Here is a 14,912-nt window from a genome sequence, read left to right on the forward strand (position 1 = left end):
TTAGAGAAAATGAGGGCATTCCTTATTTTAATCAGCCCAAATAGTAGCGAAGTTGCCTGGCCCGGTTGGCGGCACGGAGTTTATTTATGGCTTTGTCCTTGATTTGTCTAACTCTTTCCCTGGTTAAATTAAAACGAGACCCGATGTCTTCCAGACTGAGCGCACGGTCTACGCCTATACCGAAGAAAAAGCAGATTACTTTTTTCTGACGGTCGGTTAAAGTACCCAGGCTTCTTTCAATTTCAACGTGCAATGATTCATGATAGGCAAGCTTTTCATCGGTTTGTGCTTCATTGGTATTTTCCAGGAGATCTATTAAGGTTATGTCTTCTCCTTCAGCCACCGGCGAATCAATACTAATATGTCTGAATCCGGCTTTCATGGTGGCAGCTACCTCCTCAATGGGTAAATCCAGTAATTCTGCTATTTCCTGAGGAGAGGGTTCTCGCTCATATTCCTGCTCTAATGACTGATAGGCTTTACTAATCCGATTGGTTAATCCCACTTTATTCAGTGGCAACCTTACGATCCTACTTTGTTCGGCCAATGACTGTAAGATGCTTTGCCTGATCCACCAGACAGCATAGGAAATGAACTTGAATCCTTTGGTTTCATCAAATCGCATAGCGGCTTTAATCAACCCTAAATTGCCTTCATTAATTAAGTCGGATAATGTGAGACCCTGATTCTGATATTGTTTAGCAACGGATACTACAAACCTGAGATTTGCTTTAACAAGTCTATCCAGAGCACGGGTATCACCCAGTTTTATCTTTTGCGCCAGCAACACTTCTTCATCTCCTTCCAGCAGCTCTACTTTTCCAATTTCCTGAAGGTATTTTTCAAGGCTTTGTGATTCCCTGTTGGTAATCGACTTTGTTATTTTGAGTTGGCGCATACCCATAACAACTGGTTTTAGTTATAAAAAAATGAGCATACCTAATTTAACATTTTCCTGAGTTTTGTTAAAATAATTTATTATATGAATGATTTTCAAGCATTTAAACAGCTAATTAATGGTATATATTCTTAATAGTTTGCTATAAAATAGCATTTTTTAAAAAAACATTTGGGTAATAGGTATTATTTAATATCATTGCACCAACCTATTTGGCAAAAGAGTAATAATGAGTAAGAAGCAACTATTTACACTAGAATTTCCGGTTAGATGTTCTCCAGGTATATTGTATGAATTTTTATCTACCCCTGCAGGTCTGCAGGAATGGTTCGCAGATAAAGTAGATGAGTGGGAAAATGTATTCAGTTTCTCCTGGGATGGTGGTGTTCCGGAGAAAGCAGAAGTAGTGGACAGAGAAGAAAACAAGTTCATCCGTTTTCGCTGGTTACACAACGACAAGAACGAATTTTTTGAATTCAGAATTGAAAAGACTGAAATCTCCAATCAGACCATTCTGGTTATTAAAGATTTTGCTGAAAAGGCTGAAATAAAGGATCAGAGTCAGTTATGGGAATACCAAACCAAAGAGTTGTTCCACCGTTTGGGTTCTTAATAATCAGAAAGAATGGTCAGCATTTTAGTGAACTGACTCTTCATAAAATTTTCAATATCATCCCACTCCTGTAGTGGGATTTTTTTTGCCAGTTTCAAAAAAGGCAACCTGGTAACACTATAGCCATTCCAGTCCTGCATGGGTATATAATTGTTCTTTTCAAAATGATGCTGCCAGGGGTCGGAACCTACTCCTATATACCAATCCTGTGTTTCCGATCCATACTTACCATACATTTCAAAATAACGATCAATGGAAGGACCTAATTCTGTGAGGTATTTCCCTTTTAAAATCAGGTGTATGCTGCAATGATTTCCCCACCAGAAAAAGGTACGGATGGCGAAAATATCAGACTCTGTAAAATATCTTGGAAAATCGAGCATTACATAAGGCAATTGTTCGTATTGCTCTCCTTTGGAAATTTTAGGGGAGATTTCAAAAGCTGTTTCATGCTGAAAGCTTTTAAAGGTTGTACATTCCTGTCTGTAATAATTGCCCAGTGCCCCGAACAAATCATATACTTTACCAATGATATGGTTCTTTGTTAAAATCCAGTCCGCATTATTAACCAATTCCAGTTCCTTTGGTGAAAGTGTTACTTTTGCGTAGCTCATACAGCAATATTAAGACAGCTATTGTGATAAAAAAACTAGACATACTTATTATCCGCTCTTTTATCGGGCCATTTATAGCTGCCTTTGCCATTTCCCTGTTTGTACTAACCATGCAGTTTTTCTGGTTATATATTGACGATCTGGTAGGAAAAGGACTTGATTTGTTTACCGTACTCAAACTAATTGGTCTGGTTGCTTTGTTCTGGGTTCCAATGGCTTTACCACTGGCATTGCTTTTTTCATCCATTATGACTTTTGGAAATCTGGGTGAAAAATTTGAACTGGTTGCCATAAAGGCGGCAGGGATTTCACTGATTCGGTTTATGCGACCACTGCTGGTTTTTACCATACTGGTTTGTGGTGTTGCCTTTTTATTCGCCAATAATATTATACCGGTTACCCAACTGAAATTATCTGCATTAAAATACGATATCATTGTTTCTAAACCATCTATAGACATTAAGGAAGGTGTTTTTTACGATAAGATTGATGGCTTTGTAATTAAGCTGGGCAAGAAAGAGCAAAACGATAGCATTATTCACGATGTGGTCATTTTTGAAAAAGGATATTATCTGCAGGACAATTTGATGGTTGCAGAAAGTGGTGTGATGCGGGTTTCAAAAGACAAACAGTTTCTGGAATTTATTCTGAAGAATGGCTGGCGTTATCAGGAGAAGGGCCCCAGGGGCGAATTGAATACAGAGTTTACCCGCATGGGATTTAAAGAGTACAAGAAAGTTTTTGATCTGAAAAGTTTTCAGATGAATAAAACCGAAGACTCTGCTTTTTATGACCCGAAAATGCTAAGTCTGCGTCAACTGAATGTGGCCATAGATTCCCTGGATCATATTGATACTTTTTATCTGAAAAAATCGAATCAGGAAGTGAGTCCATATTTACGTTTTGCCCGATTTGCCGATACAGGCTGGGTAAAAGTAAAACAACCAATGCCTAAAGTAAAACCGGCAAAACTATTTCCAGACAGTCTTAAACAGGAATTATTAGATGCTGCCTCTAATCAGCTGGCTACAGTAAAAGGATCGGTGAGTGTTATGGCAGAAGACTACAAAACCAAATATCTTTCCATGCAGTTGCATGAAATTGAATGGCACAAAAAATTCACTTTGTCGGTAGCCTGCCTGGTCATGTTTTTAATTGGTGCCCCTTTGGGTTCTATTATCCGTAAGGGGGGATTGGGTACGCCGCTGGTTTTTGCCATCGTCTTCTTTGTGCTATTCCATCTACTCAACACATTTGGAGAAAAATTTGTCCGCTCAGGTCAAACCAATGCGCTGGTAGGTATGTGGTTAAGCACATTTATTCTGGTGCCGGTAAGCGCTTTCCTGATTTATAAAGCCATGCATGATTCACAGCTATTTAATCAGGAGTTCTATTACCGCAACTTTAAAGGCCTAAGAAAATTATTAGCTAACTTTAAGAAAAAAAATAGCCATGAAAAAGGCCTATAACCGAAGAGTGTTTCTGAAAGACAGCAGCAAAGCAGCTTTGGCAGCAGGGATTGGAATCAGCCTGATTCCTTCAGTTGTAGTAGCTGCAGCAGGCAATGATTTTGAACAACAGCCATTGCCCTATGCATATAATGCGCTTGAGCCCTATATTGATGCAATGACCATGGAAATACATTACAGCAAGCATGCAGCCGCCTATGCAAAAAATCTGGCTGAAGCCTGTGTTGCTGAAAAAGTAAATCCACAAACAATGTCTTTAGAAAACCTCATGAGAAATATCAGTAAATACTCTGCCAAAATGCGTAACAATGGTGGGGGGCATTTTAACCATGAATTTTTCTGGAAATGCATGAAGCCCGGTTCTGCCAATCAACCTTCCGGTAAATTATCAACCGCCATCAATCAATCTTTTGGCTCTTATGAAGCCTTTAAAACTGCTTTTGCGGATGCCGGTAAAAACAGATTCGGAAGTGGATGGGCCTGGTTGATACAAACTTCAGAGGGTAATTTAAAAATTGGTTCAACTCCCAATCAGGATAATCCATTAATGGATATCAGCGAACTAAAAGGAACACCGTTGCTGGCATTAGATGTTTGGGAACATGCTTACTATTTAAAATACCAGAATAAGAGACCTGACTATATCAATAACTGGTTCAATATTGTAAACTGGGACTTTGTAGGCAGTCAGTTAAAGTAATGGTGACTGAACAATAAAACTGTTGAAAATAATTATTTAAAAAACTAACCTGGAAATTCAGAGAATATGATAGATGTAAAAGTAAATTGGAAAGAAGCACTTGCGTTTGATGCCATCGGAAACGATGGACATACGGTTCGTATTGATACAACAGTTGAAAACGGCGGCTTGAACAGTGGCATGAACCCCAAAAGACTATTACTGGCTTCATTATGCGGATGCAGTGCCATTGATGTGATTGAAATACTCAATAAAATGAAAGTGAATTTCAGCAAACTGGAAGTTAGTGCTGAAGCAGAACAAACAGAAGACCATCCCAAAACCTTCACTTATATTAATCTGGTATATCATTCAGATGTTAAGCCCGAAGATGAAGATAAGTTAAAGAGAGCGGTGTCTTTGTCGATGGATAAGTATTGCGGCATTTCAGCCATGTTGGCGAAACACTGCCCTATTAACTATAGCACGAAGCTGATTTAAATGGAAAGAATCGCTGGTTTAAGATAACTTTTCCACCCACTTGCGGATGACTTTGTAACCAATCAGGTATTTGAAGAATAATAACAAGGAATACTTGAGTGAAATCCAGTTGATATCTAATACAAGTGCTCCCCAGGCTTGTTTCAGGGCAGCTTCTGTATCATCCAATTCGTGATATACTTTGTGTGAGAGCTGGGCAAAATGCTGTGAGAAGTATTTTTTTAGACATGGCATTCACTTCGTCTCTTACATCTAATGGCAAATAGGCACGGATGATGCCAATGATTTTAGTGATATCGTCAATATTCCGGCCTGTTTTCAGTGCTTCGGAATGCAATGCTTTTCCATGAATCCTGAAATTAGCCAGCACTTTGGGCACATAAGCTAATTCGGCATGAGCAGCAATTCTTACTGTCATTTCCCAGAACTCACCATGTTCGGCACCAAAAAAGCTCCCTAATTTTTCATAGGTGGTTCTTTTGATTACCATGGCAGAAGGTTCTGTATTTTGACGGAGCGCTACGGCTTTTACCCAGTTTTTCAGCAAGCCTCTTTCTTTAGCAAGGGGCTGGTGTTTCCATATAGGGTTGCCTCTTTCGTTGATGTATTGAAATTCTGTAAACGCGGCTCCTACTCTAGGAAACTCATTGAACAAAGACAAGATTTCATCATAAAATCCAGGCATTACATAGTTATCTCCGTATAAAATATGTACATACTTACCCCTGGATAATTTAATACAAGTCTCCAGATTTCTCAGCCTGCCAATTTTATTGGGCTGTCTGAAATAACCAATTCTTCCTTTGCCCGTGTCTTTTACCAGCTGCTCTACATCTCCGTCATCACTGGCATCGTCCACTACCATTATCTGCATAACTCCAATACCCTGATCCAATTCCAGAATGGACAGCAGTGTAGTATTCAGATAAGTAAAGGTATTATCCACGGCAATCATGACCGACCAGACAGGCTGATCCGTTTCATCATGCAACGGTGATATGAGTGGAGGCCTTGAAGGGATTCTCTCTCTTAGTTCTGGTTTACGCATTTCGGGGGTTATAGTCCAAATAATACCCTAATTTGGATGCTAAAAATAAAGCAAAAATTGATTAATTCCCACCAAATAAGGCGATTATGTATTCAGGGAAAGAAAATTTTTTAGTCCAGAAATGGGTTACCGTTCTGAGTGTGGTATTGTTCATCCTGAAAATAACTGCCTACTATCTTACGGATTCCCTGGCCATTTTATCGGATGCAATGGAAAGCATTGTAAACATTGTTGCAGGTTTTATTGGCCTGTATAGTTTATACATTGCAGCACAACCCAGGGATGAAAATCATCCTTACGGACATGGCAAAGCGGAATTCATTTCTGCAGCTGCTGAAGGAAGTTTAATCATTGCTGCAGGTATATTAATCATCTACGAGACCATTGTAAATACCCTTGAAAACCATACGGTACAAGCATTGGACAATGGTATGTGGCTGGTGGGATCAACCGCCTTACTAAATTATATTGCAGGTGCGGTTTGCATTCGGATTGGAAGAAAAAACAATTCACTTGCCCTTGAGAGCAGCGGGAAACACCTTCAAATAGACACATACTCTACCCTTGGTGTATTGGCTGCTATTACGCTAATCTATTTCACTCAAATCTACTGGCTCGACAAAGTAGTAGCACTGGCTTTAAGTATCTGGATCATGTACAATGGCTATACCATCCTGAGAAAATCGCTGGCAGGGATTATGGATGAAGCAGACGAACAAATACTGAAAAAATTCATTGGGGTGCTGAATACATCAAAAAGCAGCAAATGGATTGACCTGCACAATCTCAGGGTTATTAAATACGGAGATCTGCTGCATATTGATTGTCATTTAACATTACCCTGGTATTATAATGTGCATGAAGCGCATCGTGAAATAGACAACTTATCCAGTTTAATCAGAGAAAATTTCGGAGATTCCATTGAGCTTTTTGTGCATACGGATGGATGTTTACCCTATAGCTGTGCCATCTGCTCCCTATCGGATTGCAAGGAAAGGACGCAGACATTTCAACAATCGCTGGACTGGACCCTCGAAAATGTGGTTTCCAATCAGAAACATCGCATTGCCGAGCAGGCTTAATTAGGTAACTTGCAGCTTTAAATATTACATATGGAGAGCTGGAAAACCTATCAGGAAGAACACAAGGAACAATTTTTACAGGAGTTAATTGAGTTATTAAAAATACCCAGCATCAGTGCAAGATCTGAGCATAAAGACGATATGCTGCACTGTGCAGAAATAGTAAAACAAAGATTACTGGAAGCCGGTGCGGATAAGGCTACTATTTATCCAACCAAGGGACACCCCATTGTTTATGGTGAAAAAATAGTAGATCCTACCAAACCTACAGTATTGGTTTATGGACATTATGATGTTCAGCCTGCAGATCCACTGGAGTTATGGCATAGCGGACCTTTTGAACCCGTAATTAAAGATGGAAAAATTTATGCAAGGGGTTCTGCCGATGACAAAGGACAATTTTATATGCACGTAAAGGCACTGGAAACTTTTACCAAAACAAACAGTTTCTGTACCAATATTAAATTCCTGATTGAAGGAGAAGAAGAAATCGGTAGTCCGAATCTGGCTGAATTTGTAAAGGAGAATAAGGAGCTTTTAAAAGCCGATGTAATATTGATTTCAGATACTTCCATGTTGAGCATGGAGAATCCATCCATTGATATTGGCGTAAGAGGACTTAGCTATATTGAACTGGAGCTGACTGCAGCCAACAGAGATTTGCACAGCGGTGTTTATGGTGGAGCAGTTGCCAATCCCATTACCATTTTAGCCCAAATGATTGCATCCTGCCACGATGAAAACAATCATATCACCATCCCTGGTTTTTATGATGATGTGGTAGAAGCTACACCAGAAGAAAGAGCCAAAATGGCGAAAGCACCATTTAATGAAGCGGAGTACAAATCCGATTTGGGTGTTACTGAATTATGGGGCGAGAAAGGATATACAACCAACGAAAGAACAGGAATCAGACCTACACTGGAAGTGAATGGTATCTGGGGAGGTTATACAGGAGAGGGAGCTAAAACAGTATTACCTTCCAAAGCATCTGCTAAAATTTCCTGCCGATTGGTTCCCAATCAATCATCGGAAGTAATCACCAGAAAAGTATTGGATTATTTCAGAAGTATTGCACCTGCTGGCGTTACCATCAATGCCATGGAACATCATGGAGGTGAGCCCTATATGACACCTATCGATTCCATAGAATATAAGGCAGCTGCCAAAGCCATTGAAACTGCTTTCGGCAAAGAGCCAATACCGGTAAGAGGCGGGGGAAGCATTCCCATCTGTGCTTTATTTGAAAAGGAACTGGGCTTAAAAATTATTTTCCTTGGATTTGGTCTGGATAGCGACAACCTGCATAGCCCCAACGAAAAATTCAATCTGGAAAATTATTACAAAGGCATAGAAACCATCCCTTATTTCCATAAGTATTTCGCAGAAATGAAAGGATAATATGGCTGTTGAAAAAGAAAAATTGCGGATAGATAAATATCTCTGGAGCATCCGGCTTTTTAAAACAAGAAGTCAGGCAGGAGATGCCTGCAGCAAGGGTAAAGTAAAATATAACGGAGATGCTGTTAAATCTTCAAGAATTGTTGCCATCGGGGACGAATACGAAGTAAAAACAGAAGCTAAAAAATGGGTCATTAAGGTAACGGGACTACTGCATACCCGCCAGGCCTATGCTGAAGCCATCAAATATTATATTGATATTACGCCGGCAGAAGAACTGGATCGGATCAAATTTGTTGCTTCCAGTTTTCATACAGGCAAGCGTTTGAGCAAAGTGGGTAGACCTACCAAGAGAGACAGAAGAGACCTGGAAGAATTTATGGAATAAAATACAATGCAAACTGCGTATGTTCACTATTGATATCATCACCGTTGTTCCCGCCTTATTGGAAGGGCCTTTCAGCCACAGCATCATGAAACGTGCACAGGACAAGGGTCTACTTAGGGTTCGTACGCATAATCTGCGCAAATGGGCCATCAATAAACATGCACAGGTTGATGATTATCCATTTGGTGGTGGAGCAGGAATGGTGCTCATGTGTGAACCTTTGGCCAATGCAATAGAAGAGCTGCAGAAGGAAACAAATTACGATGCCATCATCTATATGACGCCGGATGGGGAAAGATTCAATCAGCAAAGAGCAAATCAATTATCGCTTCTGCAAAATCTTTTAATCATTTGCGGACACTACAAAGGAATTGATCAGCGAATAAGAGACCGGTATGTAAATATGGAAATATCCATTGGCGATTATGTGCTGAGTGGTGGCGAACTGGCAGCTGCCGTTGTGGTAGATGCAATCGGAAGATTGATTCCTGGCGTCCTGAGTGATGAAACCTCTGCTTTAACCGATTCTTTTCAGGACAATTTACTTGCCCCTCCTGTTTATACCCGGCCAGCTGACTTTAGAGGCATGACAGTACCGGAAATACTATTGCAGGGAGACCCCAGGAAAGTGGAAGACTGGCGATATGAACAGTCCCTTGAAAGAACCAAAGAACGCAGACCTGATTTATTAAAAGAGGATTAAAACTGCGCTTATCCGCTCATTCTACCATTAAGCAAATTAAACTGCGGCTTGATGGTTTTTATATCAATTTTGCTTCTCAGGTATTGGATTTGCTGAAATTATTTATGAGACTACCGATTATTTTACTTTTTGCATGTTGCTGGGTGAATGGATTTGCTCAGGTTAGAAATGGAGAGACTTTTCAGAAAGACTATCAGATTGTCATTTCCAAAACACAAACACCTGTAAAAATTGATGGCATTCTGGACGATGAAATCTGGAAAAAGGCCCAGAAAGTAAGCTCTTTCTGGGAAAAATATCCGGATGATAAAAAGAAAGCAAAACATGCAACTGAAGCCCAGACAGCTTATGATGATAAGTTTTTGTACGTCGCCTACACGGCATATGATTCCGGGAAAGTTTTTATTCAAAGTTTAAAAAGAGATATTGGCCACGACGGAAACGATTGTGTGGCACTGGTGCTGGATCCGGTAAATACCCGAAACAATGGTTTCTTTTTTGTGGTGAATGCTTACAATGCCCAAAGTGAAGACCAGCTTACATCGGCAGGCGATGGTGTTTCTTTCAGCTGGGACCAGACCTGGTATTCTGAAACCAAAAGATATGGAGATCGCTGGACTGTTGAAATGGCTATTCCCTTTAAATCAATCCGATATCCGGCAGATAAAAAAACATGGGGAATCAATTTTGTAAGGGTAGATACCAAGACCAATGAATATTCTACCTGGACCAATGTTCCGGTCAACTTTTCCACTCACGATGTAGGTTACACGGGCGCATTAATCTGGGAAGACGCTCCGCCCAAACCTGGCAGCAATTCAGTATTTGTTCCTTATGTAACAACAGAAGTAACAGAAAACAGGGCTGGCAATGAACCTATTAGTGCCAAACCCAATGCCGGCTTTGATGCAAAAGTTGGTTTAACATCCTCGCTGAATTTAGATCTGACTGTCAATCCTGATTTCTCTCAGATTGAAGTAGACAGACAAGTAACCAACCTGACCCGTTTCAATATATTCTTCCCTGAAAGAAGAACATTTTTTTTAGAGAATGCCGATTTGTTTTCGGGATATGGCATTGATCCAATACGACCCTTTTACTCGAGAAGAATCGGACTGGATAAAAACGGCAACAAAATTCCCATACTATTTGGTGCCAGAATTACCGGAAATATTGCCAAGAAAACCAGGATTGGTTTCATGAATATGCAAACCGGAAGACAGGGCGATTATGCGCCGGAAAACTATACTGCCTTATCTGTGGATCAAAGAGTATTCAACCGTTCTGTAATAAAAGGATACTTTTTAAACAGAAGCAGCTTTATGACGGATGCCGAAAAAAATGCCAATCCGCTGGATGTATTCAGCCGCAATGCGGGAATAGAATACAACTATTCTGATCTGGAAGGGAAATGGGGGGCCTGGGCTACTTACCATCATTCCTTTAAGCCAGGCATTAAGAAGGACAATGCATTTTACAATGTTGGATTTTCCTATAACAGCAGAAATTTTGGTTTCGTTCAAGACCTGACCAGTCTAGGCACTAATTACTATGCAGACATGGGATTCATTGAAAGAATTGAAAACTATGATGCAGCAAGGGATACGGCTATCCGTGTTGGATTTAAACACTCTTACACCAGCGCTGAATATAAAATCATTCCTTCAAAAGGCAAATTGATCGGAATTAGTTTTGAAGCGGAAAACTATATTGTTTTTAATCCAGACAATAGTTTCAATGAGAGAAACACTACTTTAAACGGGAATGTGGAATTTAGAAATACATCCAGAATCAGTTACAGCACATCAGACTATGAAGTAGATTTATTATTCCCCATTTCCTTTACCGGGGCTACACCACTTCCTGTTGCCAAATACAAATACAGGGATATCGGAATCCGGTATAGTTCAGATTTCAGAAGACCATTCAGTTTCAATGTCAGTGCTGCAACAGGTGGATTTTATAATGGCACCAACAAAACATTAAGAGCTGGAATTACTTTCAGAAAATTACCTAACACCACCCTGAACCTGAACTTTCAGTATAATAAACTGGAATTCCCCGGCACATATGGTTCAACTGAACTCTTTTTGATTTCACAGAGAACAGAAATCAACTTCTCTACCAAATTATTCTGGACTACTTTTTTCCAGTATAATACACAAAGAAACAATATCAATATCAACAGCAGATTACAATACAGATTTAAGCCAATGAGCGATCTGTTCCTGGTTTACACTGACAATTATTTTACATCGCCTTTAATGAAAAACAGCAACAGAGCGCTCGTATTTAAATTGAACTACTGGTTAAACTTATAAAAAAACTGCCACAACAAAATGCTGTGGCAGTTCAATCAATCATGAATGCTATTTAATTCCGATAACAGGAACCTGTTTGTCGTTGATTAATTTATTCAGTTGTTTAACATCAGTGTCCATTACCTGTTTCAATTTGGATAATTGTAAATTGGCTTGAGCACTTAAATCTGCAAACACTTCACGTACCTGTCTGCTGGGTGCATTTTGTCCACTGGATGCAACTCCATACAAACCTGCAATCTTATCGTTCAGGCGAATAGGGAAGTTCAACACGTCCTGACCACTCTTCGCTTTGGTCTGATACAAGGCTTCTTCAACTGCTGTGATTTGTTTGTTAATGCTATCTGCCAATTCCTTAATCTCTTTATGTGATTTGGCATCAATCTTTGCATTGAGTTCCATAATCTGAGATCTCACCATGCGGATATTTCTGATGGCTTTCTGCACTTCATTGAATTTATCACGAACAGACAAAAGGAAGCCAACCTGTGCATCATAATCTGCTTCTGATGCTGCATAAGCAGGATTGGGTTTAATCACAAAACTAAAATCAGCAGAGTCGTTTCCGTATTTAATTTTACCTGTGTATCTACCTGGCGCTGCTTTGGCAGAACCAATACCTCCATTCCATAAGATCATACCATCTGCTCTTTCGGCTGGTGGATAGTTCTGATCCCATACAAACTGATTCATTCCTTCTGCTACTTCCAGTTGATCTTCGGCCACTTTGGTATAACTACTGAAAGTTTTAATGGGCTTTCCTTGCTTATCGTTAATAGTAATGGATACTTTTGAACTATCTGTAATTCCCTTTGCATAAAAGTTGATTACAGTCCCCTGCGGAGGATTGGCTCCTGCATTTGGTTCAGCTGTAATAGTTCCTCTTCTTCTTCTGCCGCCACCTTCTGTTCTGTAACTATCATTTACAGAAAACACATGTAATTTCTTATCGAGAATCGATGGATTTTTTTGCTGCACAATCGTAAGATCATCAATTACCCAGAAAGAACGACCCTGAGTAGCTACAATCAAATCATTGTCTTTTAAAGCAATATCTGTAATTGGCACTACAGGTAAATTCAACTGAAATGGTTTCCAGCTGGCGCCATCGTTGTAACTTATATACATGCCAAATTCTGTACCTGCATACAAAAGACCCTGAACTTTTCTATCTGCTCTGATGGCTCTTGTAAAATGCATATTGTTTATACCGGTTGTGATGCGGGCCCATGTTTTACCGTAGTCGGTTGTTTTGTATAAATACGGAGTATAATCGTCCAGTTTGTATTTTGTCCCTGCAAAAAAAGCAGTCCCTTTTCTGAAAGGATCTGTTTCAATACAGTTCCACATCATCCACTTGCCTGCATCCGGAGGCGTTACATTATTCCATGACTTACCTCCGTCCCTGCTAACATGAATCAAACCATCATCGCTTCCCGTCCACAAAACATCTTTTTCCAAACCAGATTCAGTAGCAGCAAAAATGGTAGAATAATATTCTACTGAAGTATTGTCTTTGGTAATGGGTCCGCCGCTGGGTCCCTGTTTGGTTTTATCATTGGTTGTTAAATCAGGACTAATCATTTCCCAGCTTTGTCCTTCATTCTCTGTTACAAATAAATGATTACCCGCGGTATACAATCGCTTGGGATTGTGTGGCGAGAAAAAGATAGGGAAGTTCCACTGGAAGCGATACTTCAATACATCGGCACCTGCACCCATTGGATTATCCGGCCATACATTGATGGCTCTGTTCTCACCTGTTCTGTGATCGAGCCTTGCTAAGTATCCACCATAGTTACCTCCGTAAACAATTTCAGGATTTAATGGGTCTGCCACCACATGTCCGCTTTCAGAACCCGCTGTAATATCCCAGTCTCTGGCAGTAATGCCAGAACCGCTGGTTCTGCTCTTTATACGAACCGTTGAATTATCCTGCTGCGCACCTAAAATTCTGTAAGGAACAGCATTATCTGTTGTTACCCGATAAAATTGACCAGTAGGTTGATTGTCCATGGTACTCCAGTTATTACCACCATCAAAACTTACCTGTGCTCCCCCATCATCTGCTACAATCATTCTTCTGCCATCTTCCGGATCAATCCATAAATCGTGGTGATCGCCATGAGGAGTATTGACAGACTGGAAAGTTCTGCCACCATCTGTACTCTTCATAAAGTTTACATTTGGGCAATACACCAGATTTTCATTTTTAGGATCTACGTATACTTTGGTATAATACCAGGCACGCTGACGAATATTATTATCATTACTGGTTAAGGTCCAGGTTTCGCCGGCATCTTCACTTTTAAACAATCCGCCATTCGCATTCTCAATGATGGCATATACTTTCTCCGGATTAGATGGAGCAACTGCAACACCTACAATTCCCCATAAGCCTTTAGGCAATCCTTTTTTATTGATCAAGGGCTCCCAGGTTTCACCTCCATCGGTACTCTTATACAAACCACTTCCTTCACCTCCACTTTCCATACTATGCGGGGTTCTGATGACTCTCCACATACCCGCATAAAATACATCGGGATTGCCAGGCTCCATTACTAAATCTGATGCACCTGTCTGATTGTTGATGTATAAGGTTCTTTTCCAGGTTTTTCCACCATCGGTTGTTTTGTAAACTCCTCTTTCCTCGTTGGGTCCAAAAAGATGGCCCATCACAGCCGCCCAAACAGTATTCGGATCTCTGGGGTGTACAATCAAACGAATAATATGTCTGCCATCATTTAATCCGATATTTTTCCAGGTTCTTCCGGCATCTGCACTGCGCCAAACGCCACCCAATCCTTCAGCAACGTTACCCCGCATAGTATTTTCGCCCTCACCTACATACACAACAGATTCATCACTGGGTGCTACCGCCACAGCTCCGATGGTACCACCGAAATATTTATCGGAAATATTTTTCCAGTTACTTCCTCCGTCGGTAGTTTTCCATACACCCCCTCCGGTTGCACCAAAATAAAAAGTAGTTCTGTTTTTATAACTGCCTGCTACTGCGGCACTTCTGCCTCCGCGGTATGGTCCAATAGAACGATATTTTACTTTAGACAATAACTGATCTGAAACATCGTCTTTGGGGATGGCTACTTGTTTTACTCTTTCCTTTTTTTGAGCTTGCACTTGCAAACAGCAAATAGATAAAACAAGAATCGATAGGATTTTTCTCATTGCATT

At 40.2% G+C, this 14,912-nt stretch carries 14 protein-coding genes; 9 read left to right on the forward strand and 5 right to left on the reverse strand.

Annotated elements, in window-relative coordinates:
• Positions 1-31: 31 nt before the first annotated feature.
• The gene (locus tag P767_RS0108870; protein WP_216593226.1) at positions 32-904 is read right to left on the reverse strand and encodes a sigma-70 family RNA polymerase sigma factor; all 873 of its coding nucleotides are present in this window, start codon (positions 902-904) and stop codon (positions 32-34) included.
• 223 nt (positions 905-1,127) lie between these two features.
• Here P767_RS0108870 and P767_RS0108875 point away from each other — a divergent pair, with 223 nt between their 5' ends.
• Positions 1,128-1,511, forward strand: coding sequence for an START-like domain-containing protein (locus tag P767_RS0108875; RefSeq protein WP_026764226.1), 384 nt, complete (start codon positions 1,128-1,130; stop codon positions 1,509-1,511).
• On the opposite strand, the gene P767_RS0108880 is transcribed toward P767_RS0108875, so the two are convergent.
• On the reverse strand, positions 1,508-2,125 hold the full coding sequence (locus tag P767_RS0108880; RefSeq protein ID WP_026764227.1) for a hypothetical protein: 618 nt from the start codon (positions 2,123-2,125) through the stop codon (positions 1,508-1,510). The genes P767_RS0108875 and P767_RS0108880 overlap by 4 nt on opposite strands.
• 23 nt (positions 2,126-2,148) lie before the next feature.
• On the opposite strand from P767_RS0108880, the gene P767_RS0108885 reads away from it, so the two are divergent.
• The 3 genes from P767_RS0108885 (at position 2,149) to P767_RS0108895 (ending at position 4,774) form a co-directional block, all read left to right on the forward strand.
• Positions 2,149-3,594, forward strand: coding sequence for an LptF/LptG family permease (locus P767_RS0108885; protein ID WP_026764228.1), 1,446 nt, complete (start codon positions 2,149-2,151; stop codon positions 3,592-3,594).
• Positions 3,578-4,294 (forward strand): superoxide dismutase, encoded by a 717-nt coding sequence (locus tag P767_RS0108890; protein ID WP_026764229.1) that lies wholly within the window; start codon positions 3,578-3,580, stop codon positions 4,292-4,294. Before P767_RS0108885 ends, P767_RS0108890 begins: the two co-directional genes overlap by 17 nt.
• Positions 4,295-4,360: 66 nt before the next feature.
• Positions 4,361-4,774: an OsmC family protein gene (locus P767_RS0108895; protein ID WP_026764230.1), complete on the forward strand. Its 414-nt coding sequence runs from the start codon at positions 4,361-4,363 to the stop codon at positions 4,772-4,774.
• Between the two features lie 18 nt (positions 4,775-4,792).
• On the opposite strand, the gene P767_RS18340 is transcribed toward P767_RS0108895, so the two are convergent.
• On the reverse strand, positions 4,793-4,942 hold the full coding sequence (locus P767_RS18340; RefSeq protein WP_157611451.1) for a hypothetical protein: 150 nt from the start codon (positions 4,940-4,942) through the stop codon (positions 4,793-4,795).
• The gene (locus tag P767_RS16515) at positions 4,935-5,822 is read right to left on the reverse strand and encodes a glycosyltransferase (RefSeq protein WP_084799884.1); all 888 of its coding nucleotides are present in this window, start codon (positions 5,820-5,822) and stop codon (positions 4,935-4,937) included. The genes P767_RS18340 and P767_RS16515 overlap by 8 nt, the downstream gene beginning before the upstream one ends.
• 86 nt (positions 5,823-5,908) lie before the next feature.
• Here P767_RS16515 and P767_RS0108905 point away from each other — a divergent pair, with 86 nt between their 5' ends.
• From P767_RS0108905 to P767_RS0108925, 5 genes are all read left to right on the forward strand, one after another.
• Positions 5,909-6,904, forward strand: a complete 996-nt coding sequence (locus P767_RS0108905; protein WP_026751057.1) for a cation diffusion facilitator family transporter — start codon at positions 5,909-5,911, stop codon at positions 6,902-6,904.
• A gap of 30 nt (positions 6,905-6,934) precedes the next feature.
• Complete coding sequence (locus P767_RS0108910) at positions 6,935-8,305, forward strand: dipeptidase (protein ID WP_026751056.1); 1,371 nt, start codon at positions 6,935-6,937, stop codon at positions 8,303-8,305.
• A 1-nt stretch (position 8,306) separates the two neighbouring features.
• Positions 8,307-8,693 carry an RNA-binding S4 domain-containing protein gene (locus P767_RS0108915; RefSeq protein WP_026751055.1) on the forward strand — a complete coding sequence of 129 codons (387 nt, stop codon included), beginning with the start codon at positions 8,307-8,309 and terminating at the stop codon, positions 8,691-8,693.
• 19 nt (positions 8,694-8,712) lie between these two features.
• On the forward strand, positions 8,713-9,396 hold the full coding sequence (gene trmD / locus P767_RS0108920) for a tRNA (guanosine(37)-N1)-methyltransferase TrmD (RefSeq protein WP_037351706.1): 684 nt from the start codon (positions 8,713-8,715) through the stop codon (positions 9,394-9,396).
• A 104-nt stretch (positions 9,397-9,500) separates the two neighbouring features.
• Positions 9,501-11,717 carry a DUF5916 domain-containing protein gene (locus tag P767_RS0108925; RefSeq protein WP_026764231.1) on the forward strand — a complete coding sequence of 739 codons (2,217 nt, stop codon included), beginning with the start codon at positions 9,501-9,503 and terminating at the stop codon, positions 11,715-11,717.
• A 48-nt stretch (positions 11,718-11,765) separates the two neighbouring features.
• Here P767_RS0108925 and P767_RS0108930 read toward each other — a convergent pair whose 3' ends face one another.
• Positions 11,766-14,906, reverse strand: a complete 3,141-nt coding sequence (locus P767_RS0108930; RefSeq protein ID WP_026764232.1) for a VPS10 domain-containing protein — start codon at positions 14,904-14,906, stop codon at positions 11,766-11,768.
• Between the last annotated feature and the right edge of the window lie 6 nt (positions 14,907-14,912).

Origin of the sequence: Sediminibacterium salmoneum NBRC 103935, assembly GCF_000511175.1 — a bacterium.
Classification (GTDB): domain Bacteria; phylum Bacteroidota; class Bacteroidia; order Chitinophagales; family Chitinophagaceae; genus Sediminibacterium; species Sediminibacterium salmoneum.

Bases quoted from the DNA above. Each gene is read 5' to 3' on its own strand.
- P767_RS0108905 (WP_026751057.1), top strand. From the start codon at position 5,909: ATGTATTCAGGGAAAGAAAATTTTTTAGTCCAGAAATGGGTTACCGTT.
- P767_RS0108890 (WP_026764229.1), top strand. From the start codon at position 3,578: ATGAAAAAGGCCTATAACCGAAGAGTGTTTCTGAAAGACAGCAGCAAA.
- P767_RS0108930 (WP_026764232.1), bottom strand. From the start codon at position 14,906: ATGAGAAAAATCCTATCGATTCTTGTTTTATCTATTTGCTGTTTGCAA.
- P767_RS0108925 (WP_026764231.1), top strand. From the start codon at position 9,501: ATGAGACTACCGATTATTTTACTTTTTGCATGTTGCTGGGTGAATGGA.
- P767_RS0108910 (WP_026751056.1), top strand. From the start codon at position 6,935: ATGGAGAGCTGGAAAACCTATCAGGAAGAACACAAGGAACAATTTTTA.
- P767_RS0108895 (WP_026764230.1), top strand. From the start codon at position 4,361: ATGATAGATGTAAAAGTAAATTGGAAAGAAGCACTTGCGTTTGATGCC.
- P767_RS0108875 (WP_026764226.1), top strand. From the start codon at position 1,128: ATGAGTAAGAAGCAACTATTTACACTAGAATTTCCGGTTAGATGTTCT.
- P767_RS16515 (WP_084799884.1), bottom strand. From the start codon at position 5,822: ATGCGTAAACCAGAACTAAGAGAGAGAATCCCTTCAAGGCCTCCACTC.
- P767_RS0108880 (WP_026764227.1), bottom strand. From the start codon at position 2,125: ATGAGCTACGCAAAAGTAACACTTTCACCAAAGGAACTGGAATTGGTT.
- P767_RS0108870 (WP_216593226.1), bottom strand. From the start codon at position 904: ATGGGTATGCGCCAACTCAAAATAACAAAGTCGATTACCAACAGGGAA.
- P767_RS0108915 (WP_026751055.1), top strand. From the start codon at position 8,307: ATGGCTGTTGAAAAAGAAAAATTGCGGATAGATAAATATCTCTGGAGC.
- trmD (WP_037351706.1), top strand. From the start codon at position 8,713: ATGTTCACTATTGATATCATCACCGTTGTTCCCGCCTTATTGGAAGGG.